Here is a 22656-nt window from a genome sequence, read left to right on the forward strand (position 1 = left end):
CGACGGCGACGGCCCGCCGCCCCTCGGTGGGGCGGCGGGCCGTCGTCCGGTCGCGGGGGGCTCAGATGAGGCCCAGCTCCTGGACCGCGTCGCGCTCCTCGACCAGCTCGTTGACCGAGGCGTCGATGCGGGCGCGCGAGAAGTCGGAGATCTCCAGGCCCTGGACGATCTCGAACTTGCCGTCCTTGGTGGTGACCGGGAAGGAGGAGATCAGGCCGGCCGGGACGCCGTAGGAGCCGTCCGAGACGACACCCATCGAGGTCCAGTCGCCCTCGGCGGTGCCGTTGACCCAGGTGTACACGTGGTCGAGGGCGGCGTTGGCGGCCGAGGCGGCCGAGGAGGCGCCGCGGGCCTCGATGATGGCGGCGCCGCGCTTGGCGACGGTCGGGATGAAGTCGTTCTCCAGCCAGGCCTGGTCGCTGCCCACGGCCTCGAAGGCCGGCTTGCCGGCGACCTCGGCGTGGAAGATGTCCGGGTACTGGGTCGCGGAGTGGTTGCCCCAGATGGTGACGCGCTTGACGTCGGAGACCAGGGCGCCGGTCTTGGCGGAGAGCTGGCCGACCGCGCGGTTGTGGTCCAGGCGGGTCATCGCGGTGAAGCGCTCGGCCGGGACGTCCGGGGCGTTGCGCTGGGCGATCAGGGCGTTGGTGTTGGCCGGGTTGCCGACGACCAGGACCTTGATGTCGTCCGCGGCGTTGTCGTTGATGGCCTTGCCCTGCGGGCCGAAGATGCCGCCGTTGGCCTGCAGCAGGTCGCCGCGCTCCATGCCGGCGGTGCGCGGGCGGGCGCCGACCAGCAGGGCGACGTTGGCGCCGTCGAAGGCCTGGTTCGGGTTGTCGGTGATGGTGATGTCGCGCAGCAGCGGGAAGGCGCAGTCGACGAGCTCCATGGCGGTGCCCTCGGCGGCCTTGAGGCCCTGCGGGATCTCCAGGAGGCGCAGGTTCACCGGCACGTCGGCACCGAGCAGGTGGCCCGAGGCGATGCGGAAGAGCAGCGCGTAGCCGATCTGGCCGGCCGCGCCGGTGATGGTGACGTTGACGGGGGTGCGAGTCATTTCTACCTTCTCCAGCAAATCGCCAGGCGCCCCAGGCACACCGGCGCTGGAGCCAGGATGATCTCTCGACGTCGAGAAACCGGCGTCAGGTTATCGCAAAGGGAAGCGTACGCCTGGTGTCCGGGCGTGGCTGATACGTCACAGAAAAAAGCCGACCCCCGCCCAGTGGTTCCTAGGCGGGGGCCGTCACGGGCCTGCGGATCAGTGCTTGGGCCTGCCGATGAGCTGGCCGATGTTGTCGAGCAGCGGGAACTCCAGCCACGGATTCGGCTGCGCGACCAGGGTCAGCAGCACGATCGAGGCGCCCAGGAAGGTCAGCACGATCACGTCGGTGAACCGGCTGCGCACCGCCAGCATGCCGACCTCGGGCAGCACCAGGCGCAGCACGGCCCCCAGCAGCACGCCGCAGCCGAGGATCAGCAGCCCGTACTTGAAGCCGTCCTTGAAGTCGGCGAACCAGGTGACCGCGAGACCGGCCCCGACCACCGAGAGGACCAGCGTTATCGGCCACTGCCGCACCGGCAGGGCGTGCTCGCCGCCGAGGGCCGCGCGCGAGCCCTCGGGCGGCAGGGTGCCGGTGGTCTTGACCGGCCTGCGCCGGGTCCGCGCCGGCCGCGGTTCCGTCATGGTCGCCGTCCCTCGTGGTGGTGTCAGACGCCGGCGCGGCGCTCGGCCGCCTCGACGATGTTGTTGAGCAGCATCGCGCGGGTCATCGGGCCCACGCCGCCCGGGTTCGGGGAGATCCAGCCGGCCACCTCGGCCACGCCCGGGTGGACGTCGCCGACGATCTTGCCCTCGCTGCGGCTGACGCCCACGTCGAGCACCGCCGCGCCCGGCTTGACGTCCTCCGGCTTGACCAGGTGCGGAACGCCGGCGGCGGCCACGATGATGTCGGCCTTGCGCAGGTGGGCGGAGAGGTCCCGGGTGCCGGTGTGGCACAGGGTGACGGTGGCGTTCTCGCTGCGGCGGGTCAGCAGCAGGCCGATCGAGCGGCCGACGGTGATGCCGCGGCCGACCACGACCACCTCGGCGCCGTCGATCTCGACGTCGTGGCGGCGCAGCAGCTCGACGATGCCGAGCGGGGTGCAGGGCAGCGGGCCCTCGATGCCCAGGGCGAGCCGGCCGAGCGAGGTCGGGTGCAGGCCGTCCGCGTCCTTGTCCGGGTCCATCAGCTCCAGCACCGGGTTCTGGTCCAGGCCCTTGGGCAGCGGCAGCTGGACGATGTAGCCGGTGCAGGCCGGGTCGGCGTTGAGCTCGCGGACGACGTTCTCGACGTCCTCCTGGGTGGCGGTGGCGGGCAGTTCGCGCTGGATCGAGGCGAGGCCGATCTCCGCGCAGTCCTTGTGCTTCCCGTTGACGTACCAGCGGCTGCCCGGGTCGTCGCCGACCAGGACGGTGCCGAGGCCGGGCGTGACGCCCTTCGCCTTGAGGGCCGCCACGCGGACGGCGAGTTCGGACTTGATCGCGGCAGCGGTGGCCTTGCCATCGAGAATCTGGGCAGTCATGACCCCATTCTCCCGGATCGCGCAGGCCACCCGGCACCTGTCCGGTCCGGACCACGTTGCGGTTGCGCCACAGTCTCGGCCGGGCCCGGCGAACCGGCTGGACACGGCCGTACCGTCCGGATGACGATAAGCGGGCATTCCCTGCCGCGACCGGCCCCTTGACGGGCCGCCGGACTCCGCGGCGGGGCGTACCCGGGGGAAGAAGTGAGCCGACCACAGCACACCGCGCAGCGCGATCGCCGGGGCGCCGGCCCGTCCGCCGTGCGCCTGCCGACGACCGGGCCCGCCACCCGCTCACCTCGCCGCTGAACCACTGAACCGCGGCCGCCGCCCGTCACCGCCGCCGGGCCGCACCCGGGACCTCCGCCGTCCTGTCCCCGCGTCCCCGCAACTGCCCGGAGGCATCCATGAGTTACCCGCCCACCCCGAACAACCCGTACGGCCCGCCGCAGGAGGCCCCGGGCTACGGGTACCCGCAGCAGCCTCCGCAGGCGCAGCCGGCCGGGTACGGCTACCCGCAGCAGGCGGCGCCGGCGGGGTACGGCTACCCGCAGGCCGCGCCGGGCTACGCCTTCCCGCCGGCCGCGCCGAAGATGTCCATGCCGGGCATGGTGATCACCACCCGGGTGCTGCTGTTCATCGTGGGCAGCTCGCAGATCCTCCTGACGGCGCTCTTCCTGCTCGGCGCCCTGGGCGCCAAGAGCAACGCCAACAGGCACAGCGAGACCAGCGACGTCGCGATCATCAACAACATGGCGTCGAGCATCGCGCTCGTCCTCGGGATCGTCTTCCTGCTCGCCTCGGTGCTCTCCATGACGCTCGGGGTGAAGCTCGGCCGCGGCGGCCCGGCCACCCGGATCACCACCCTGGTGTACGGCTCGATCGCCCTGCTGCTCGGCGCGGGCATCATGGTCTTCTCGATCGTCGAGCGCAGCGAGCTCGACGAGGCCGCCGTGTTCTTCCAGGTCTTCGCCGGGCTGTGGATCGCGATCTGCGTCACCTGGATCGTCTCGATGAGCACCCGGGACGGCGTGGCCTGGTTCGACCGGCCGCGCTACTGACGGCCCGTAGCGGCACGGCAGAGCGGCCCGGCTCCCTCCTCGGAGGGGACCGGGCCGCTCTGCCGTGCCGTCACCTCATCAGTGGAAGAAGTGCCGCGCGCCGGTGAAGTACATCGTCACGCCGGCCTTGGCGGCCGCCTCGACGACCTCCTCGTCACGGATCGAACCGCCGGGCTGGACGATCGCCTTCACGCCGGCGGCGATCAGGATCTCCGGGCCGTCCGGGAACGGGAAGAAGGCGTCCGAGGCCGCGTACGAGCCCTTGGCCCGCTCGCCGGCCCGCTCGACCGCGAGCTTGCAGGAGTCGACCCGGTTGACCTGGCCCATGCCGACGCCGACCGAGGCGCCGTCCTTGGCCAGCAGGATCGCGTTGGACTTGACGGCCCGGCAGGCCCGCCAGGCGAAGGCCAGCTCGGCCAGCTCGGCCGCGGACAGCGCCTCGCCGGTGGCCAGGGTCCAGTTCGCCGGGTCGTCGCCCTCGGCGTGCACCCGGTCGGCGTCCTGCAGCAGCACGCCGCCGGAGATCGGGCGCACCTCCTGGCGGTTGGCCGGGGCCTCGGGGGCGAGCAGCACGCGCAGGTTCTTCTTGCGGGTCAGCACCTCCAGGGCGCCGTCCTCGTAACCGGGGGCCACCACGACCTCGGTGAAGATCGGGGCGATCTGCTCGGCCAGCTCGACGGTGACCGGGCGGTTCACCGCGATGACGCCGCCGTACGCGGAGACCGGGTCGCACTCGTGCGCCTTGCGGTGCGCCTCGGCGACGTCGGCGCCGGTCCCGATGCCGCACGGGTTGGCGTGCTTGATGATCGCGACGGCCGGCTCGGCGTGGTCGTAGGCGGCGCGGCGGGCGGCGTCGGTGTCGACGTAGTTGTTGTACGACATCTCCTTGCCGTGCAGCTGCTGCGCGCCGGCCAGGCCGCTGCCCGCGGCGAAGCCGCTGATCAGCCCAGTGTCGCTGTACAGCGCGGCGCCCTGGTGCGGGTTCTCGCCGTAGCGCAGCACGTTCTGGCGCTCCCAGGTCGAGCCCAGGAACTCCGGGAATCGCTCGTCGCTCGGCGCGTAGCCGGCCTCGAACCAGGAGGCGACGGCCACGTCGTAGGCGGCGGTGTGGGCGAACGCGGCACCGGCCAGACGCTTGCGGGTGGCCAGGTCGAACCCGCCCTCGCGCACGGCCGTCAGCACGTCCTCGTAGCGGGCCGGGTCGACCACCACGGCCACCGAGGGGTGGTTCTTGGCGGCGGCGCGGACCATGCTCGGGCCGCCGATGTCGATCTGCTCGACGCACTCGTCCGGGGTGGCGCCGGAGGCGACGGTGGCCTTGAACGGGTAGAGGTTCACCACCACCAGGTCGAAGGGCTCGACGCCCAGCTCGGCCAGCTGCGCGCGGTGCGACTCCAGCCGGAGGTCGGCGAGCACGCCGGCGTGCACGCGGGGGTGCAGCGTCTTCACGCGCCCGTCCAGGCACTCCGGGAAGCCGGTCAGCTCGGAGACCTCGGTCACCGGGACGCCGGCGGCGGCGATCCGGCCGGCGGTGGAGCCGGTGGAGACGATGGCGACCCCGGCGGCGTGCAGGCCCTGGGCCAGCTCCTCCAGACCGGTCTTGTCGTACACGCTGATCAGGGCGCGGCGGATCGGCCGGACGTTCTCGGAGACAGGGGGCGTGGTGGAGGCGGCGCTCATGCCGGAATCCATACCTTTCGGTCCTCGATGCGGTGACCTTCGCGGGCCAGCCGGCCCACGACGTCGACGAGCAGCTTGCGCTCGACAGTCTTGATGCGCTCGTGCAGCGCTTCGCCGCCATCGGCGTGGTCGGCGTCGACGACCTCGACGACGCCCTGCGCGATGATCGGCCCGGTGTCCACCCCGGCGTCGACCAGGTGGACGGTGCAGCCGGTGACCTTCACGCCGTACGCGAGCGCGTCGGTGACGCCGTGGGCGCCGGGGAAGGCGGGCAGCAGTGCGGGGTGGGTGTTGACGATCCGGCCGGCGAAGGCCGCGACGAACGCGGGGCCGAGGATCTTCATGAAGCCGGCCGTGACCACCAGGTCCGGCTGGTACGCGGCGACGGAGGCGGTCAGCGCGCCGTCCCAGTCGGCCCGGTCCGGGAAGTCCTTCACCCGGTGGACGAAGGTCGGCAGACCCGCCTTCTCGGCGCGCTCCAGGCCGGCGATGCCGTCCCGGTCGGCGCCCACGGCGAGGATCTCGGCGCCGTAGGCCGGATCGGCGACGGCGTCGAGCAGCGCCTGCAGGTTGGTGCCGGAGCCGGAGACCAGCACCACCAGTCGGGCCGGTCCGGGCGTGCGGGGCGGGAAGAGCTGAGCGGGGGCGGCGGCCACTGCGCGATTCTCCGTAGGTCGGGCGCCGTCCGCTGGTACGTCCACCGGCGGTGGGGCCACTACGAACGGCAGGTCGAGCGAAGGGGAACACCAGGAGAACCCGCCGCGACGCGGGCCCCGGGGAAACCTGTCCGAGCTGCTGACCGTCACCACGATAACGGCTGGTCGGACGGCCTCCGAACCCTCCGGGCGGCGCTACGCGCGTAGTTGAGACCGGGATCTCCCCACGACCTCCCCGCGCACTCCGTACGGGAGTTGCGGACGGCCGCACCGGGTGGCCCGCAGGACTGCTGGGCAGGCCGCCGGTGGGCCGACGAACGGCTGCGGGATCATAGGGGGCGCTGGAGCGAGACCTCCGCCCGAGCCACCGACCGAGAAGGAATGGCCGAACCATGAGCAGCGGTGACGACACCGGCGAGCGCAACCCCTTCGCACCGCCGCCGCCGGACGCCCCGGACCAGCCGTGGCAGCCGCGCGGACCCTGGCCCGGCGAGGGCCCGGACGGCGGCGGCCAGGGGGACGGCGAGCGCCCGCCGTCCCCGCCGCCGTGGGGCGCCGGCCTCGGCGACGGCCGCACCGGCCAGCGGCCGCCGGCCCCGCAGCCGCCGCGGCTCGACCCCACCGACCCGGCCCACCGCCGGGCGCGCAACGCCGCGCTCGCCGGGCCGCTCGCGCTGGTCAGCCTGTTCGCGGGCTTCCACTGGATCGCGCTGCTCGTCGGGGTGCTGGGGATCGTGTGGGGCGTCAGCGCGCTGCGCGCACCCAAGCCGGCCGCGACGGGTGCCGGGGCCACCGCCGGGGCACCCGCCGGGACGGTGCCCGGGGCTCCGGTGCCCAACCCGCTCACCCCGGCCGCGCTGGCCGGCATCCTCACCGGCGCGATGACCGTCCTGGTCGCGACCTCGGTGATCGGCCTCGGGGTCTACTACCACGACTACGTCACCTGCGTGCAGGACTCGCTGACCTCGGTCGGCGCCGAGAACTGCGACCGCTACGCGCCGCAGTGGTACGTGGACTTCACCGGCGACGCCGAGTAGGCACGACACCGGGGCAGCGGAGACGCGGGGGCGCCCGAGGGGGTCGCTCAGCCGCCGGCCAGGCGCAGCACGGCGGCGTACGCGCGGGCGCGCACCATCAGCGCGCTCCGGCGCGCGCGACCGGTGAGCGCCGAGCGCCAGTGTCCGCCGGGCGCCGCCGCCAGAGCCCGGTACCGGACCAGCAGCGCGCCCGGGACGGCCACCAGCGCGACCCAGCCGGCCGCCGCCAGGCCCGTCCACCACGGCACCGGCCCCAGCCGGGCCATCCGCTCCGCCGCCAGCGCGCCGCCGGAGAGCCAGCCCAGCGCCGCCGCGCCCGCCCCGGTCAGCAGCGCCGCCGCAAGGGCCGCCACCGCCGTCGCGGCGGACGGCCAGGGGCCGGGGTGGTCGGCCGCTGGGTCGGTCGCGGGATCGGCGGCGGGATCGACGGGGGCCGGGGCGGGGGTGCCACCGCCGGCCGCCGCCGCCCGGCCGAGCAGGACGGCCGGCACCACCCCGGCCAGCACCGGCAGCAGCAGCGCCGCCCACCGCCAGCCGCCCGCGCCCTCGGCCGGCAGCAGGGCGAACAGCGGGAACTCCGGCAGCGGGCCCAGCACCGCGCCCCCCGGCCACACCGCCGTCCCCACGCCCACCGCGAACCCCGGCCCCAGCGCGTACGCCGCGCCCCACAGCACCGCGTTCGGCAGCAGCACCACGGCGAGCAGCAGCAGCCCCGCCACCGCGGCCGGCCCGGCACCGAGCACCGCCGCCCCGCGGCCGCCCCCGGCCACCGCGGCCGACACCGCCGCCCCCGCCACCAACACCCCGCCCGCCGCCACCAGCCCCGCCCCGGCCGCCAGCGCCGCGCCCCGCACCGCCGCCGCACCGCCGGACGGCCGGCACGGCGACGGCAGGCGGTCGAGCAGCGAGCGGGCCGGGCGGCCGTCCACCAGCGGCGGACCCACCGCCCGGACGCCGGCGGCCGTCGCCAGCCCGGCGACCACGGCCACCACCAGCACGTCCAGCAGCACCCGGCTGCGGAACAGCCCGGCCCCCGCGCAGTGCACCGCCACCGCGACCGCCACCGCGCAGTACCCCGACCACAGCGCCACCGGGCCGCCCCACCGGGAGCGCAGCCCGCGCCGCCGTTCCAGGCCCGCGCCCGCCCGGTACAGCCGCACCACCGCCAGCACGCCGAGCAGCAGCGGAGTGACCGACAGCGGGGCGTCCGCCCGACCGCGCAGCACCGGCGCGCCGTGCCCCAGCAGCCACAGCGCCGCCGCCAGACGGGTGGCACCGGTCGCGCCGTCGTCCGCGTTCGGCGTCACCACCCACAGCCCGAGGACGGGCACCACGATCACCGCGAGGCCGACCAGCGCGGTCCGCACCCCGGCCAACAGGTCCGCCAGCACCGGGCGTCCGCCCAGTTCGCCCGACACTTCCAGGATCGGACGGCCCATCAGCTGCGTCATGCGCCTCATGGTGCCAAGGCGACTCGCCATGCTCGGTGAAGCGGCAAACCGCCGCCGTGTCCCAGATTATTGGCTTATGCGCTTTTTCAGACCCTGCCCCCAAGCCGCCGGCGCCCCGGCCCGGAGCGTCTGATGACCACGCCACCCACCGCCGACTCCCCCACCCCCGAGCGGCACCCCCGTACGGCCGCACCGAACGCCGCCGCCCAGGACGCCGCGCGCCTGCTGCGGAAACTGACCCCCCGTGAGGCCCAGACCCTCGCCCACCTCGCCGCCGGCCACGACCTCACCCGCACCGCCGCCGCCCTCGGCATCACCCCGGCCACCGCCCGCGGCCACCTCCACCGCGCCATGCGCAAACTGGGCGTCACCACCGAGGCCGAGGCCGTCGCCCTCGGCACCGAGCAGAAGGCCCCCGAAACGGACGGGCGACAGCAGCCCGCGGTCGTCGGCGGCGGCGGCCCGACGCCTGGCCGACCGAGCGACCTGACGGCGGCACCCGGCAAGGCCTCCGGCCCTGTTCACAGCGCGAGCGGCCCGGATCCTGCCGTCGCGGACCGGCCGCGGCGGACGCCGGTCCTCGGCGGTGGCACGAAGCCCGCCGGCGAGGACGACGCGTCAGGGGCATCCGGCGCCGGCGCCGGGCCCTCGCGGGCAAAGGCGGCTGCTCGGCCCAGCGCGAGAACCGGAACCGCCGGCAGCGGCCCGGCCCGAGGCGGCACACCGGCGGAGGCCGCGCCCAAGCGCCGGGCGAACGCGGCGGCCGCGGCCGGGCGGCCCGGAACCGCCGATGCCGCGACGCCCGGCGGTGCGGCGGAGCGGCGTGCGGCTGATTCCGGGACCGCACCGGCGAACCGCAAGGAGCGTGCCGCAGCCCCGGCGACGGAGCAGCACGCCCCCGCCGCCACCAGGGCCGACGCCGGCACCCGCAGCGGACGGACCACCGCCGCCGACGCGCGCAGCGGCCGGACAGAAGCCGCGTCAGAGCCCCACGCCCCCGGCGACACCGAGACCGACGCGGCACACAGCACCACCCGCAGCGACCGCACCACCGCCGCCGACACCGACGAACGGGCCGAGGCCATGGCGAAGCAGAGCACCGCGCCGGACGGCGCCGCCGACGCGCGGCCCACGGCCGTCCCGAAGGGGCGCGCCGCCGGGGAGCCGGCCGCCGGGCGGGCCCGGCCGGCGGCGGGGAGCTTCGAGGAGCTGTACGAGGCGGCGCACACCCGTCTCGTGCAGCAGGTGTTCCTGCTGACGGCGTGCCGGCACCGGGCGGTGCACTGCGTACGGCTGGCGTTCGGGGACGCGCGGCGCCGCTGGGGGCGGGTCGCGGCGACCGGGGACCCGGAGGGGTGGGTGCGGGCGCGGGCGAGTGAGCTGGCGCTGTCGCCGTGGCACCGGGGCGGCCCGCGGCGGGCGCACGCGTGGCAGCTGCCGCACCGGCGGATCAAGGTGCGTCCGGCGGACGAGTCGCAGGCCGTGCTGCCGGACCACGACCGGCTGACCGACCGGGACCGGGCGCTGCTGAAGGCGCTGAAGCGGCTGTCCCGGCCGCAGCGGCGGGCCCTGGTGCTGCACGACGGGCTGGGGCTGCCGGCGGCGGCGGTCGCGGTGGAGGTGGAGTCGTCCCGGACGGCGGCGGAGGCCCGGGTGTGGGCGGCCCGGACGGCGCTGGCCGGGTGGGTGCCGGACCTGGTCGGGCCGGATCCGGCGGCGCCGGACTTCGCGGACGGGCTGAGCCGGCTGCTGCACCGGGCCGCGGTGCGCGGCGCGCCCGCTCCGCACCGGCCGCCGGTGCCGGTGCTGCGGGCCCGCTACCGGTTGTGGACGGCGAGCCGCACGGGCGCGGCGGCGCTGCTGACGGTGGCGGTGGGCGGGGCTGCCCTGGCGACCCTGGCGGGGGTGCGCCCGGCGGTGCTGACGCGGCCTCCCGAACCGCCGGCCCCGGCGCTGTGCGTGCCGGCCTCGGACGCACCGGTGGAGCCGGGTGTGCCGCTACTGCCCGGCGGTTCCCCGAACGTGGTCAGCAGCCTGTGGTGCAGCCCGGCACCCGGGCTGGAGGCGGTGCTGGTGGAGCCGGAGTCGCAGGCGCAGGCGGCCGCCCGGTGGATGCTGACCCCGCAGGACGGCCGGGGCGCGGCGGCCCCGCCGCCGCAGGGGCCGGTGGCCTGCCCGCCGCTGACGACGCACCCCTGCGCGCGCGGGCCCGTCCTCCGGTAGGCGCCCGGAGAACCGGCTGCCCGGAGAACGGCGAGCGCCCCCCGCCCGGGAAGGGCGGGGGGCGCTCGTCGCGCGGCCGGGGAAGGGTCAGCCGGCGATGATCTCGCGCGCCAGGCGGGCGGTCTCGGACGGCGTCTTGCCGACCTTGACACCGGCGGCCTCGAGGGCCTCCTTCTTCGCCTGGGCGGTGCCCGAGGAGCCGGAGACGATGGCGCCGGCGTGGCCCATGGTCTTGCCCTCGGGGGCGGTGAAGCCCGCGACGTAGCCGACGACCGGCTTGGTGACGTGCTCGGCGATGTAGGCCGCGGCACGCTCCTCGGCGTCGCCGCCGATCTCACCGATCATCACGATGATCTCGGTGTCCGGGTCCTCCTGGAACGCCTTGAGGGCGTCGATGTGGGTGGTGCCGATGATCGGGTCACCGCCGATGCCCACGGCCGAGGAGAAGCCGATGTCGCGCAGCTCGTACATGAGCTGGTAGGTCAGGGTGCCGGACTTCGAGACCAGGCCGATCTTGCCGGCCTTGGTGATGTCGGCCGGGATGATGCCCGCGTTCGACTGGCCGGGGCTGATCAGGCCGGGGCAGTTCGGGCCGATGATCCGGGTCTTGTTGCCCTTGGAACCGGCGTAGGCCCAGAAGGCGGCGGTGTCGTGCACCGGGACGCCCTCGGTGATGACGATCGCCAGCGGGATCTCGGCGTCGACGGCCTCGACGACGGCGGCCTTGGTGAAGGCCGGCGGGACGAAGAGGACGGAGACGTCGGCGCCCGTCTTCTCCATCGCCTCGGCGACGGTGCCGAAGACCGGGATCTCGGTGCCGTCGACGTCGACCGTGGTGCCGGCCTTGCGCGGGTTCACGCCGCCGACGATCTGGGTGCCGGAGGCGAGCATGCGGCGGGTGTGCTTCATGCCCTCGGCGCCGGTCATGCCCTGGACGATGACCTTGCTGTCCTTGGTAAGGAAGATAGCCATGGTGTTAAGTCCCCTTCCTTACTTGTTGGCCAGCTCGGCGGCGCGGTCAGCGGCGCCGTCCATGGTGTCCACGCGCTGGACCAGCGGGTGGTTGGCGTCGTCGAGGATCTTGCGACCCAGCTCGGCGTTGTTGCCGTCCAGGCGGACGACCAGCGGCTTGGAGACGTTCTCGCCCTTGCCGGCGAGGAGCTCCAGGGCCTGCACGATGCCGTTGGCGACCGCGTCGCACGCGGTGATGCCGCCGAAGACGTTGACGAAGACCGACTTGACGTCGGGGTCGCCCAGGATGATCTCCAGGCCGTTCGCCATGACCTCGGCGGACGCGCCGCCGCCGATGTCGAGGAAGTTGGCGGGCTTGACGCCGCCGTGCTTCTCACCGGCGTAGGCGACCACGTCGAGGGTGCTCATGACGAGGCCCGCGCCGTTGCCGATGATGCCGACCTGGCCGTCGAGCTTGACGTAGTTCAGGCCCTTGGCCTTGGCGGCCGCCTCAAGCGGGTTGGCCGCGGCCTTGTCCTCGAGCGCCTCGTGCTCCGGCTGACGGAACTCGGCGTTCTCGTCCAGGGAGACCTTGCCGTCGAGCGCGATGATCTTGCCGTCGCCGGACTTGATCAGCGGGTTGACCTCGACGAGGAGGGCGTCCTCCTTGATGAAGACGGTCCACAGCTTCTGCAGGACCTCGGCGACCTGGTCGGCGACCTCGGCCGGGAACTTCGCCGCGGCGACGATCTCGGCGGCCTTCTCCGGGGTGCAGCCCTCGTTGGCGTCGACCGGGATCTTGGCGAGCGCGTCGGGGTTCTCCTCGGCGACGACCTCGATCTCCACGCCGCCCTCGACGCTGGCCATGGCCAGGAAGGTGCGGTTGGTGCGGTCCAGCAGGAACGAGACGTAGTACTCGTCCTTGATGTCCGCGGTCTGGGCCAGCATCACCTTGTGAACGGTGTGGCCCTTGATGTCCATACCGAGGATCGCCTCGGCCTTGGCGACGGCGTCGGCCGGGTCGGCGGCGAGCTTGACGCCACCGGCCTTGCCGCGGCCGCCCACCTTCACCTGAGCCTTGACGACGGCGCGGCCGCCGAAGCGCTCCGCGATGGCGGCAGCGTCTGCGGCGGTCTCGATGACATCGCCGTCAAGCACGGGCACGCCGTGCTTGGCGAAGAGGTCCCTCGCCTGGTACTCGAACAGGTCCACGTGTTTGTCCTTGTTCGTGGTCGCGGATTGTGTCTCTACGAGCGTGCCACGGCAGGATCTTCGCTGCGGGTCGTCGAGGCTGCTGCGGGTACGCAGAGGTACGGCCTTGCGGCCCACACAGCCACGGGCGCACACGTCAATCAACACGCGGGTCACGTCCGTCTGGCAGGTTATCCCCGTCGGACGGGCGTGTTCCGCCCGGGGCCTGCCCATAGTGGGTGATAACCGTCACAGCCTGGCCGGAAGCCCGTGGCGGCCGCGTGATCCGTCGATCGGGTGAGTTAGCGCGTACGGGTGAACGATCACCGCCCCTGGTCGGGCAGCGGGATCGGGCGCTTCTCGATCGCCGCCGCCATGATCTCCGGGAAGGCGTCCGGGGTGCAGGCGAAGGCCGGCGCGCCGAGCGAGGCCAGGGCGGCGGCGTGCGCGTGGTCGTACGCCGGGGCGCCCTCGTCGGAGAGCGCGAGCAGCGCGATGAACTGGACGCCGGCCGCCTTCATCGCGGCGACCCGCCGGAGCATGCCGTCCCGGATCCCGCCCTCGTACAGGTCGCTGATCAGCACCACGATCGTCTCGGACGGGCGGGTGATCTTCGACTGGCAGTAGGCGAGCGCGCGGTTGATGTCGGTGCCGCCGCCGAGCTGGGTCGCGAACAGCACGTCCACCGGGTCGGTCAGCTGCTCGGTGAGGTCGACCACCGAGGTGTCGAAGACGACCAGCCGGGTGTCCAGCGTGCGCATCGAGGCGAGCACCGCGCCGAACACCGCCGAGTGGACGACCGAGGGCGCCATCGAGCCGGACTGGTCGATGCAGAGGATGACGTCCTTCTTCACCGCGCGCTGGGCGCGGGCGTAGCCGACCAGCCGCTCGGGGACGACGGTGCCGTGCTCGGGCAGGTAGTTCTTCAGGTTGGCCCGGATCGTGCGGTCCCAGTCGATGTCGCGGTGACGCGGGCGGTTGACCCGGGCGCTGCGGTCGAGCGCGCCGCTCAGCGTGGAGCGGGTGCGGTCGGCGAGCCGGCGCTCCAGGTCGGCGACCACCTTGCCGACCACGGCCCGGGCGCTCTCCCGGGTGGTCTCCGGCAGCGCGTGCTTGAGCGACAGCAGGGTGCCGACCAGGTGGACGTCCGGTTCGACGGCCTCCAGCATCTCCGGCTCCAGCAGCAGGCGGTCCAGGCCGAGCCGGGTGATCGCGTCCTGCTGCATCAGCTGGACGACGGTCGACGGGAAGTACTCACGGATGTCGCCCAGCCAGCGGGCGACCTGCGGGGCCGAACCGCCGAGCCCGGCGGCGCGCCGGCCGCCGCGCCCCGAGCGGGCCCCCTCCTCGGGGGCGCGCCGGTAGAGCGCGGCGAGGGCGCCGTCCATCGCGGCGTCGCGGCCGCGCAGGGCGCAGCCGGTGCCGTCCGCCTCGCCGCCGAGCACCAGTCGCCAGCGGCGCAGCCGTTCGTCGGTGGTGGTCGCCATCGGGTCCTCCTCGGGTGGGTGTCAGGTGTTGCGGCCGGCGGCCTGGCGGGGGATCTTCGGCCCGGGGATCTTCGGCCCGGGGTTGTTCGGACGGCCGCCCAGCAGCAGGGCCAGCACCGGGACGGCGGCGTCGGCGCGGGCGGCGTCGAGTTCGCCGCCCGGGGTGTCCGCGGCCGGGGCCCCGCCCAGCGGGCCGGCCGCGACCCGGCTGCCGATGGTGGTGCGCACGCCCGCCTCCAGGCCGGCGAAGGTGCGGCGCAGCAGCGGCAGGACGTCGGTGAAGACCTCGGCGCCGACGCCGGTCAGCCACTCGTCGAGCAGGGCGAGCAGCCGGGGGTCGTGCAGCAGCAGGGCGCCGCCGCCGGTGAGGAAGCCCTCCACCCAACCCGCCGCGTCCGCCGGGGAGTTGGCGGCGGACAGGACGAGCCGCAGGCGCCGGGCGGCGGCCGCGGAGTCGAGCCGGCCGTCGTCCAGCAGCAGCCGGACGGCCCGGCCGCGCAGCAGGCCCGGGGCGCCGGTGGCCGGGCCGGCGGTGGGTTCGCGGCGGGCGAGCGACCGCAGGGCGGCGGCCCAGCGCTCGGCGAGGCCGCCGCCGTCGCCGTCCCCGGCTCGGTCCGGGTCGGAGCCGAGCAGCCCGATCGCGCCGTGCACCTCGTCGAGCCGGGCGCGCATCGCGGTGGCGCTGTCGGCGTCCAACCCGACGCAGGCGGGCGGCAGTCCGACGCAGACCCGGTCGGCCAGGCCCGCCGCGGCCTCGGCGAGCGCGCCGTGGTCGGTGCCGCGGACGTCGCCGTAGCGCAGCGCCCGGACGAGCGCGGGCAGCGCGCCGGCCAGGTGCGCGACGTCGGTGTCCAGCGCGGCGCAGTCGGCGAGCACCCGCATCACGGCGGGCAGCGCGCCGGACAGTCCGGCCAGCAGGCAGGTCTCCACCAGGCCGGTCAGCTCGGCGAGTTCGCCGGCCGCGCGGGCGGTGCCGACCGCCTTGTTGACGGCCGCCTCCTCGACCGTGGTGCCCCACTGGGCGGCCTCGGCGATCCGCACGGCGAACTCGGGCTGCCAGTGCAGCCGCCAGCTCTCCCGGAACGTCCCGGTCGAGTTGACCGAGGAGCGGGCCGGCACTCCCCACTCGACGCCCAGCAGCCGCAACCGGTGCAGCAGCCGGGAGCGGGCCGCGTCGGTGTCCTTGCGCAGGTCGAGGTCGAGTTCCTTCGCCTCGGCCGCGGGCTTGAGCCGCAGCGAGCGCTGCAGCCGGGCCAGGTCGCGCTGCAGCGGCACCGCCGGTGCAGCGTCCGGGACTTCACCGAGCGCGTCGCCGACCACCAGGCCGTCCCGGACGAGCTCCAGGGCGACGTCCGAGCCCTCGCAGAGCACCGCGCGGACGGCGTCCATGGTCTCGGTCAGCCCGGCGAGCGGGCGGCCGCGCAGCACGGCCAGCGTCTCGGCGAGCCGGACCGCCTCGATGACGTGCGCGGAGGACACCGGGTGGTCCTGGGCGCGCAGCAGGTCGGCGGCCCGGGTGAGCCAGCGCGGCACCGGATCGCCCTCGGTGGTGAACAGGTGGTGGTACCAGCCGGGCGACTGGACGCCCGCGCCGTAGCCGGTGGCCTGGGAGAGCCGGCGGTGCGTCCAGGGGATCCAGGTGACGTCCGCCTTCACCTTCTTCGGCAGCTCGGCGAGCAGCGCCCGGTCGTGGGCGACGGTGGGCATCGTCGCCAGCGCGGGGACGTGGAAGGCGCCGCAGACCACGGCGATCCGCCGGTGCCCGGCGCGGCGGGCGGCGCGGACCTGCTGGCGCATGTGCGCCTCGCGCAGCAGGTCGCGGCGGGACTCGCCGAGGCCCTCGGCGCGCAGCGCGCCCATCGCCTCGGCGACGGCGGCGAATGGCGCGAGCGCGGCCTCGACGTCGGCATCGGCATCGGCATCGGAACCGGAGGCGGGGGCGCGGTGCTCGACCACGTCCTCCCACCAGCGCTCCGCGTCGTCGTGGCCTGCGGCCTCGGCGAGCAGCGCCAGCGGGTCGGCGGGCGACTCGTCGGTGTCCTCGTCGGTGAACGGCGCGAAGCCGTACCCGGCGGGCAGGTCGATGAAGCGGACCGGCAGGTCGTGGTCCACGCCGTACCGGATCGCCACCCACTCCGGGGAGAACTCGGCGTACGGCCAGAAGGCGGCCTTCGCCGGGTCGTCCACCGCGTGGGCGAGCAGGGCCACCGGCGGCACCAGGTCCTTCTCGGCGGCGAGGTGGACGATCGCGTCGGCCTCCGGCGGGCCCTCGATCAGCACCGCGTCCGGCCGCCAGCGCGCCAGCGCGGCGGCCACCGCCCGCGCCGAGCCGGGGCCGTGGTGCCGGATACCGAGCAGGGCGACCTCGGACACGGTCATACGGTCACCTCGCGGGCGGCCCGGTAGAAGTCCTTCCAGCCGTCGCGCTCGCGCACCACCCCTTCGACGTACTCGCGCCACACCGCCCGGTCGGCCACCGGGTCGCGGACGACGGCGCCGAGGATGCCGGCCGTGACGTCCCCGGCGCGCAGCACGCCGTCGCCGAAGTGGGTGGCGAGCGCGAGGCCGTTGGTGACGACGGAGATCGCCTCGGCGGTGGAGAGGGTGCCGCTCGGGGTCTTCACCTTCGTCCGGCCGTCCGTGGTGAGGCCGGCCCGCAGCTCGCGGAAGACGGTCACCACGCGCCTGATCTCCTCGGCGCCGCCGGGCAGTTCGGGCAGGTCGAGGGAGCGGCCGAGCTGGTTGACCCGGCGGGTGACGATGTCGACCTCCTCGTCCAGCGAGCCCGGCAGCGGCAGCACCACGGTGTTGAAGCGGCGGCGCAGCGCGCTGGACAGCTCGTTGACGCCGCGGTCGCGGTCGTTGGCGGTGGCGATCACGTTGAAGCCGCGCACGGCCTGCGTCTCGGCGCCCAACTCCGGGATCGGGAGCGTCTTCTCGGACAGGATGGTGATCAGGCTGTCCTGCACGTCGGCCGGGATGCGGGTCAGCTCCTCGACCCGGGCGATCCGGCCCTCCGCCATCGCCCGCATCAGCGGCGAGGGCACCAGGGCGTCCCGGCTCGGCCCGTTGGTGAGCAGCTGGGCGTAGTTCCAGCCGTACCGGACGGCCTCCTCGGGGGTGCCGGCGGTGCCCTGCACCAGCATCGTCGAGTCGCCGCTGATCGCGGCGGCCAGGTGCTCGGACACCCAGGTCTTCGCGGTGCCGGGCACGCCGAGCAGCAGCAGCGCGCGGTCCGTCGCCAGGGTGGTGACGGCGACCTCCACCACCCGGCGCGGGCCGATGTACTTGGGGGTGATCGCGGTGCCGTCCGGCAGCTCACCGCCGAGCAGGTAGGTCGCGACGGCCCACGGCGACAGCTTCCAGCGCTCGGGGCGCGGGCGGTCGTCCTGGGCGGCCAGGGCGGCCAGTTCACCGGCGAAGGCGTCCTCGGCGTGCTGCCGCAGAACGTCGGTCATGTCGGGCTCCTTCGGGTCGGCCGCCGGGCGCACGGGTGCCCCGGCGGCAGGGTGATCGGGGGGAGCCAGGTCGGCGTCCCGGCCTGTGGAACCAACCCTGCAACGCGCCACTGACAACGCCGGCGGGCGGACGCGACGGGCCGTCAGCCGTTGTCAGTGCCGCCGCCTACGGTCGGTCGCATGGAGGAACGCTGGAGCACCGAACACGTCCTGTCCCTGGCCCCTGACGCCGCGTCGCAGAAGGCGGCGGGCAAGCTCTCCGCACCCGCGCCGTGGTCCGGCGCGGGCACCGACGGCACCGCGCTCTGGGGCGAGTGCAGGGGCAGCGGCAGCACGCCGTACCGCACGGTGATCGAACTCGCCACGCCCGCCTACCAGTGCAGCTGCCCCAGCCGGAAGTTCCCGTGCAAGCACGCGCTCGGACTCCTCCTGCTCTGGAGCGGCACCCCCGAGGCCGTCCCGGCCGCCGAACCGGCCGACTGGGCCGCCGACTGGATCGAGGCCCGGCAGGCGCGCGCCGAGAAGGCCGCCGAGAAGGCCGCGCAGAAGCGCGCCGAGAAGCCCGCCGCCGACCCGGAGGCCGTCCGCCGCCGGGCCGAGAAGCGCGGCGCCCGGGTCGCGGCCGGGGCGGCCGAGCTGCGGCTGCGGCTCGCCGACCGGGTCCGGCACGGCCTGGCCGACCAGTCCACGGCCGGCCCCTGGGAGGAGGTCGCCGCCCGGATGGTCGACGCGCAGGCCCCCGGCCTGGCCACCAAGGTGCGGGAGCTGGACGCCCTGCCGCAGGAGCGGCTGCTGGAGGAGTACGCGCTGCTGCACCTGCTGGCCACCGCCGCCACCCGGGTCGACGAGCTGCCGCCCGAGCTGGCCGCCACCGTCCGCAGCCGGGTCGGCTACACCCAGGACGCGGCCGAGGTGCTGTCCGGGCCGACCGTCCGGGACCGCTGGCTGGTCCTCGGCTCCAGGGACACCTCCGACGAACGGCTCACCACCCGCCGGGTCTGGGTGCGCGGCGCCAAGACCGGCCGGTACGCCCTGCTGCTCGCCTTCGGCCGCCCCGGCCAGGCCCCCGACCTCGCCCTGCCCACCGGCCGGCTGCTGGAGGCCGAGCTGGCCTTCCACCCCGGCGCCCGGCCGCTGCGCGCCGTCCTCGGCACCCGGTACGGCGCGCCCGAGCCCGGCCCGCAGGCCCCGCCGGACGGGCTCACCGTCGCCGAGGCCGTCGCCGGGTACGGCACGGCGGTGGCGGACGACCCGTGGCTGGACAGCTGGCCGACCGTCCTGGCCGGCGTCGTGCCGGTCCGCACCCCGGACGGCTGGCACCTGACGGACGGCCACCACACCGTGCCCGTACGTCCCTCGGCCGTGCCGGAGGCGGCGCTGTGGCGGCTCACCGCGGTCTCCACCGGCCGCCCGCTGACCGTCTTCGGCGAGTACGGCCACCAGGGCTTCGCCCCGGTCACGGCCTGGTCCGCCGACCAGCGCCCGGTCGGCCTCACCCACAACTAGGAGCACCCGGCATGACGATCACCCAGGACCCGTGGGAGACCCTGCACACCACCGCCCTGCTCGGCACCGACCGCCGTCCGCTCCCGGCCGCCGCCCTGCCGCTCGCCGACGCCGTGGACCGCACCGACCCGGCCGCCGCCCTGCTGGAACTGGCCGCGCTCGCCGCCGTCCGCCGCCGGGCCGGCGCCCTGCCCGTCCCCGCCGCCGAGCCGCCCGGGCCGCCCGCGCCCGAGGACCCCCGCCCCGAACTGTCCGCGGCGGCCGCCCGCCGGCTGGCCGTCCTGCTCGCCGGCCGCTCCGGCGCCGTCAGCGGCGCCGGCCTGGCCAACCTGGCCGAACTGCTGCCGCAGTGGCTCGGCACCGCCCGCGACCGGGGCCTGCGGGCGCCCGCCGCGCTGATACCCGGCCTGCTCGACGCCGCCCGGGCCCGCAGCGAACTGCGCGCCGACGCCGTCGCGCTGGCCGGCCCGCTGGGCCGCTGGCTGGCCGAGCAGAACCCGGACTGGCGGTTCGTGCTGCGCACCGCCACCGACCGGCCGGCGGCGCGGCCGGTCGGCCAGGACGACGCGGACGCCGAGAACGCCCGGAACGCCCACCAGCTGTGGCACGAGGGCCTGTTCGCCGAGCGGGTCACCCACCTGACGCTGCTGCGCCGCAGCGATCCGGCCGCCGGGCTGGAGCTGCTGCGCAGCACCTGGTCCACCGAGCGCGCCGAGGACCGGCTGCTGTTCCTGGACGCCCTGCAGGACGGCCTCTCCCCCGCCGACGAGCCCTTCCTGGAGGCCGCGCTCGGCGACCGCAGCAAGAACGTCCGGGCCACCGCCGCCGAGCTGCTCTCCACCCTGCCCGGTTCGGCCCTGGCGCACCGGATGTCCGAGCGGGCCCTGGCCGCCGTCCGGCTCTCCGAGTCCGGCACCCACCTGCTGGTCACCCCGCCCGCCGAGTGCGACGCGGCGATGCAGCGGGACGGCATCACGCCCAAGTCGCCGACCGGGCGCGGCGAACGGGCCTGGTGGTTCGGCGAGGTGGTGGCCGCCGCGCCGCTGTCGACCTGGCCGCGGAGCACCGGGCTGACGCCCGAGCAGCTGCTCGCGCTGCGGGTCGGCGACAGCATCGACGAGACCAGCAGCAGCTGGGCCGACGACCTGCGGGAGGCCTGGGCGCGCGCCGCCGTCCGCCAGCACGACGCCGACTGGGCCCGGGCACTGCTCGGCCCGGCCCCGGCCAGGCCCGCGCGCGGCGCCGGACGGGCCCGGGCGCCGCGCGCCACCGGCGCCCCGGCGAAGCTGCTGGCCGTCCTGCCGCCCGAGGAGCGCGCCGCCTGGACGGCCGCGTTCATCGAGGTGCACGGCCTGGGCGAGGCCTTCCAGCTGCTCGGCGCCTGCGCGGCGCCGTGGACGCCGCCGCTGTCCACGGCCGTGGTGACGGCGCTGGCCCGGGCCGCCTCCTCCGGCGCGTACCCGTGGAGCCACAGCGGGGTACTCGGGATGACGGAGCGCGCGCTGGCGCCCGAAACGGCGGCCGCCGTCGAGGAGTTGGCGGCCGAGGCGGCACCGGACTCGGCCTGGTCGGAGACCTTCGGCCGGCTGGCCGGCACCCTGCGCTTCCGGGCGGCGATGCTCGCCGAGCTCGACGACCGAACGGGCGAGCTCGACGGCTGAACTCGACAGCTGGCTCGACAGCTGGGCTCAACGGCGGAGCTCAGCGGCCGAGCTCGACGGCCGACGAAACGGCGGGCCGGCCCCCACGGTGAGGGGCCGGCCCGCCGTCGACGTTCCCGCGGTCAGACCGCCGCGCGCAGGTTGGCCTCGACCCAGGCGACCACGTCCCGGGTGGGCGTGCCCGGGGTGAAGATGTCCGCGACGCCCATCGCCTTCAGCTCGGCGATGTCCTCGTCCGGGATGATCCCGCCGCAGAAGACCTTGATGTCGGCCGCGTCGCGCTCCTTCAGCAGCTCCAGCACCCGGGCGCACAGCGTCATGTGCGCGCCGGACAGGATCGACAGCCCGATGCCGTCCGCGTCCTCCTGGATCGCGGTGTCGACGACCTGCTCGGGGGTCTGGTGCAGCCCGGTGTAGATGACCTCCATACCGGCGTCGCGCAGGGCACGCGCGATGACCTTGGCGCCACGGTCGTGACCGTCGAGCCCCGGCTTGGCGACCACCACACGGATCGGCCCCGACACACTCATCACTGCCTCCTGGACCTCGTCGTCCACATTCCGACCGGACCTTGTGGGCCATCGGCGCGGTTAACGGTCAATAACCAACCTGAGGGGAGGGTAGCGCCACCCGGCCCGGTTGGCCGAGCCGCCTCCCAAGAGGAGGGCAAAGTCACAGCCCAAACCCTTGCTACCAGCAGGTAACTCCGCTTCCGGGCCCAACACCGCCCCCCGGGCGACCTCTTGACAAGCGGAGGGTTTTCGGGGGTGTCGACCTTGCGGCTACAGTCACGGCTGTTTTCCCCTCGCCCGACGACGTGCCCGAGGCCCACCGAGGAGGCAGCCCCCGATGGCTCCCGACGCAGCCGCCCGCCCGACCCGTGCGGAGCTGCGCCTCGCCGCCCGCGAGCAGTCCCGCGCCCAGCGGCGCGGTGCCGCCAAGGCCGCCACCCGGGCCGCCCTGTTCCGCGTCGCCGTCCCCTCGGTGGCCGCGCTCGGTGTGGCGGGCGCCGCGGCGATCACGGTGGTGCAGCAGGAGGACGGACGGGTGCCGGCGCAGGCCACGGCCGCCGACGCCCCGGACCACACCGCCGCCGCCGAGGCCGCCCGGCAGGCCGTCGCGGCCGACGGCCCCGCCCAGGCCTCGCGCGGCGACGCCAGGCAGCCGCTGGCCGGCGCCCAGCCCGCGACCGACGCCACCGCGCAGGCCGACCAGGCCGCGGCCGCCGCCCAGCCGGCCGCGCCCAAGGTGGTCATGCCGGTCGCCAAGCACGGCCTCGGCGAACTGTTCGGCGCCTCCGGCACCCACTGGATGCGCCGCCACACCGGCATCGACTTCCCGGTGGACGGCGGCTCGGAGGTCTACGCCGTCACCGACGGCACGATCCGCACCCAGTGGAACCCGTTCTACGGCTACATGTCGATACTCAAGATGCCGGACGGCACCGAGGCCTGGATGTGCCACCTGCAGAAGTACAAGGTCCGCAAGGGGCCGGTGAAGCAGGGCGACGTGATCGCCTTCGTCGGCAGCAGCGGCAACAGCACCGGGCCGCACCTGCACTTCGAGATCCGCCCGGCGGACGGCAGCGGGCCGGTCGACCCGCTGCCGTGGTTCCTCCAGAACGGTCTGGACCCCCGCTAGTACTGCAACGGTGCTTACCGTGACGGTTGTTGGGTTCGCTCGTTGGGCCGTTCATGGGTGGGGACATATCCGAGATTGATGCTCGTCGCTGGTC

The 22656-nt window shown here is 75.1% G+C and carries 18 protein-coding genes; 6 read left to right on the forward strand and 12 right to left on the reverse strand.

Translation table 11 applies throughout. From position 1 onward, the window contains the following. Positions 1 to 61 precede the first annotated feature (61 nt). The 3 genes from VM95_RS08300 to VM95_RS08310 form a co-directional block, all read right to left on the reverse strand. A complete protein-coding gene (locus tag VM95_RS08300) occupies positions 62 to 1054 on the reverse strand; it encodes a malate dehydrogenase (protein WP_045693523.1) in 993 nt (330 codons plus the stop codon). Positions 1055 to 1255: 201 nt separating this feature from the next. Further along, positions 1256 to 1681 (reverse strand): DUF3017 domain-containing protein, encoded by a 426-nt coding sequence (locus tag VM95_RS08305; RefSeq protein WP_045693525.1) that lies wholly within the window; start codon positions 1679 to 1681, stop codon positions 1256 to 1258. 23 nt (positions 1682 to 1704) lie between these two features. Beyond that, a complete protein-coding gene (locus VM95_RS08310) occupies positions 1705 to 2559 on the reverse strand; it encodes a bifunctional methylenetetrahydrofolate dehydrogenase/methenyltetrahydrofolate cyclohydrolase (RefSeq protein ID WP_045693527.1) in 855 nt (284 codons plus the stop codon). A 407-nt stretch (positions 2560 to 2966) separates the two neighbouring features. On the opposite strand from VM95_RS08310, the gene VM95_RS43605 reads away from it, so the two are divergent. Beyond that, on the forward strand, positions 2967 to 3620 hold the full coding sequence (locus tag VM95_RS43605) for a hypothetical protein (protein ID WP_045693529.1): 654 nt from the start codon (positions 2967 to 2969) through the stop codon (positions 3618 to 3620). Between the two features lie 78 nt (positions 3621 to 3698). Here VM95_RS43605 and purH read toward each other — a convergent pair whose 3' ends face one another. Both purH and purN read right to left on the reverse strand, forming a co-directional pair. Then, positions 3699 to 5300 (reverse strand): bifunctional phosphoribosylaminoimidazolecarboxamide formyltransferase/IMP cyclohydrolase, encoded by a 1602-nt coding sequence (gene purH, locus VM95_RS08320; RefSeq protein ID WP_045693532.1) that lies wholly within the window; start codon positions 5298 to 5300, stop codon positions 3699 to 3701. After that, positions 5297 to 5956 carry a phosphoribosylglycinamide formyltransferase gene (purN, locus tag VM95_RS08325; protein WP_045693534.1) on the reverse strand — a complete coding sequence of 220 codons (660 nt, stop codon included), beginning with the start codon at positions 5954 to 5956 and terminating at the stop codon, positions 5297 to 5299. Before purN ends, purH begins: the two co-directional genes overlap by 4 nt. Positions 5957 to 6348: 392 nt before the next feature. Between purN and VM95_RS08330 the strand changes: the two genes are divergently transcribed. Continuing rightward, positions 6349 to 6993 (forward strand): hypothetical protein, encoded by a 645-nt coding sequence (locus tag VM95_RS08330; RefSeq protein ID WP_052707206.1) that lies wholly within the window; start codon positions 6349 to 6351, stop codon positions 6991 to 6993. Positions 6994 to 7040: 47 nt separating this feature from the next. Here VM95_RS08330 and VM95_RS43610 read toward each other — a convergent pair whose 3' ends face one another. Next, positions 7041 to 8444, reverse strand: coding sequence for a cell division protein PerM (locus tag VM95_RS43610; protein ID WP_052707207.1), 1404 nt, complete (start codon positions 8442 to 8444; stop codon positions 7041 to 7043). Positions 8445 to 8576: 132 nt separating this feature from the next. On the opposite strand from VM95_RS43610, the gene VM95_RS38635 reads away from it, so the two are divergent. Further along, positions 8577 to 10667: a LuxR C-terminal-related transcriptional regulator gene (locus VM95_RS38635; protein ID WP_052707208.1), complete on the forward strand. Its 2091-nt coding sequence runs from the start codon at positions 8577 to 8579 to the stop codon at positions 10665 to 10667. Positions 10668 to 10754: 87 nt separating this feature from the next. On the opposite strand, the gene sucD is transcribed toward VM95_RS38635, so the two are convergent. The 5 genes from sucD to VM95_RS08365 all read right to left on the reverse strand — a co-directional run bounded on the left by sucD (position 10755) and on the right by VM95_RS08365 (position 17754). Beyond that, positions 10755 to 11639 (reverse strand): succinate--CoA ligase subunit alpha, encoded by an 885-nt coding sequence (gene sucD, locus VM95_RS08345; protein WP_045693537.1) that lies wholly within the window; start codon positions 11637 to 11639, stop codon positions 10755 to 10757. An 18-nt stretch (positions 11640 to 11657) separates the two neighbouring features. Continuing rightward, positions 11658 to 12830, reverse strand: a complete 1173-nt coding sequence (gene sucC / locus VM95_RS08350; protein ID WP_045693539.1) for an ADP-forming succinate--CoA ligase subunit beta — start codon at positions 12828 to 12830, stop codon at positions 11658 to 11660. A 302-nt stretch (positions 12831 to 13132) separates the two neighbouring features. After that, positions 13133 to 14296 carry a VWA domain-containing protein gene (locus VM95_RS08355; protein WP_045693542.1) on the reverse strand — a complete coding sequence of 388 codons (1164 nt, stop codon included), beginning with the start codon at positions 14294 to 14296 and terminating at the stop codon, positions 13133 to 13135. A 21-nt stretch (positions 14297 to 14317) separates the two neighbouring features. Beyond that, positions 14318 to 16675, reverse strand: a complete 2358-nt coding sequence (locus tag VM95_RS08360; RefSeq protein ID WP_045693544.1) for a DUF5682 family protein — start codon at positions 16673 to 16675, stop codon at positions 14318 to 14320. After that, complete coding sequence (locus VM95_RS08365; protein WP_107072883.1) at positions 16672 to 17754, reverse strand: ATP-binding protein; 1083 nt, start codon at positions 17752 to 17754, stop codon at positions 16672 to 16674. The genes VM95_RS08360 and VM95_RS08365 overlap by 4 nt, the downstream gene beginning before the upstream one ends. Positions 17755 to 17934: 180 nt before the next feature. Here VM95_RS08365 and VM95_RS08370 point away from each other — a divergent pair, with 180 nt between their 5' ends. Then, entirely contained in the window at positions 17935 to 19260 is a 1326-nt protein-coding gene (locus VM95_RS08370) for an SWIM zinc finger family protein (RefSeq protein WP_045693548.1), read from the forward strand. Between the two features lie 11 nt (positions 19261 to 19271). Beyond that, positions 19272 to 20921, forward strand: coding sequence for a DUF5691 domain-containing protein (locus tag VM95_RS08375; RefSeq protein ID WP_045693550.1), 1650 nt, complete (start codon positions 19272 to 19274; stop codon positions 20919 to 20921). Positions 20922 to 21043: 122 nt separating this feature from the next. On the opposite strand, the gene icmB is transcribed toward VM95_RS08375, so the two are convergent. Next, positions 21044 to 21451 (reverse strand): coenzyme B12-dependent isobutyryl CoA mutase small subunit, encoded by a 408-nt coding sequence (gene icmB / locus VM95_RS08380; protein WP_063773467.1) that lies wholly within the window; start codon positions 21449 to 21451, stop codon positions 21044 to 21046. A gap of 319 nt (positions 21452 to 21770) precedes the next feature. On the opposite strand from icmB, the gene VM95_RS08385 reads away from it, so the two are divergent. Continuing rightward, a complete protein-coding gene (locus tag VM95_RS08385) occupies positions 21771 to 22562 on the forward strand; it encodes a M23 family metallopeptidase (protein WP_052707209.1) in 792 nt (263 codons plus the stop codon). Positions 22563 to 22656 lie beyond the last annotated feature (94 nt).

The sequence above is a fragment of the Streptomyces rubellomurinus genome (genome assembly GCF_000961885.1).
GTDB classification, from domain to species: Bacteria; Actinomycetota; Actinomycetes; order Streptomycetales; family Streptomycetaceae; genus Kitasatospora; species Kitasatospora rubellomurina.

Coding starts and splice junctions, on each gene's coding strand:
- VM95_RS38635 (WP_052707208.1), top strand. CDS start 8,577: ATGACCACGCCACCCACCGCCGACTCCCCCACCCCCGAGCGGCACCCC.
- sucD (WP_045693537.1), bottom strand. CDS start 11,639: ATGGCTATCTTCCTTACCAAGGACAGCAAGGTCATCGTCCAGGGCATG.
- VM95_RS08310 (WP_045693527.1), bottom strand. CDS start 2,559: ATGACTGCCCAGATTCTCGATGGCAAGGCCACCGCTGCCGCGATCAAG.
- VM95_RS08305 (WP_045693525.1), bottom strand. CDS start 1,681: ATGACGGAACCGCGGCCGGCGCGGACCCGGCGCAGGCCGGTCAAGACC.
- VM95_RS08330 (WP_052707206.1), top strand. CDS start 6,349: ATGAGCAGCGGTGACGACACCGGCGAGCGCAACCCCTTCGCACCGCCG.
- VM95_RS08375 (WP_045693550.1), top strand. CDS start 19,272: ATGACGATCACCCAGGACCCGTGGGAGACCCTGCACACCACCGCCCTG.
- VM95_RS43610 (WP_052707207.1), bottom strand. CDS start 8,444: ATGACGCAGCTGATGGGCCGTCCGATCCTGGAAGTGTCGGGCGAACTG.
- VM95_RS08370 (WP_045693548.1), top strand. CDS start 17,935: ATGGAGGAACGCTGGAGCACCGAACACGTCCTGTCCCTGGCCCCTGAC.
- VM95_RS08360 (WP_045693544.1), bottom strand. CDS start 16,675: ATGACCGTGTCCGAGGTCGCCCTGCTCGGTATCCGGCACCACGGCCCC.
- VM95_RS08365 (WP_107072883.1), bottom strand. CDS start 17,754: ATGACCGACGTTCTGCGGCAGCACGCCGAGGACGCCTTCGCCGGTGAA.
- VM95_RS08300 (WP_045693523.1), bottom strand. CDS start 1,054: ATGACTCGCACCCCCGTCAACGTCACCATCACCGGCGCGGCCGGCCAG.
- VM95_RS08355 (WP_045693542.1), bottom strand. CDS start 14,296: ATGGCGACCACCACCGACGAACGGCTGCGCCGCTGGCGACTGGTGCTC.
- purH (WP_045693532.1), bottom strand. CDS start 5,300: ATGAGCGCCGCCTCCACCACGCCCCCTGTCTCCGAGAACGTCCGGCCG.
- icmB (WP_063773467.1), bottom strand. CDS start 21,451: ATGAGTGTGTCGGGGCCGATCCGTGTGGTGGTCGCCAAGCCGGGGCTC.
- VM95_RS43605 (WP_045693529.1), top strand. CDS start 2,967: ATGAGTTACCCGCCCACCCCGAACAACCCGTACGGCCCGCCGCAGGAG.
- VM95_RS08385 (WP_052707209.1), top strand. CDS start 21,771: ATGGCTCCCGACGCAGCCGCCCGCCCGACCCGTGCGGAGCTGCGCCTC.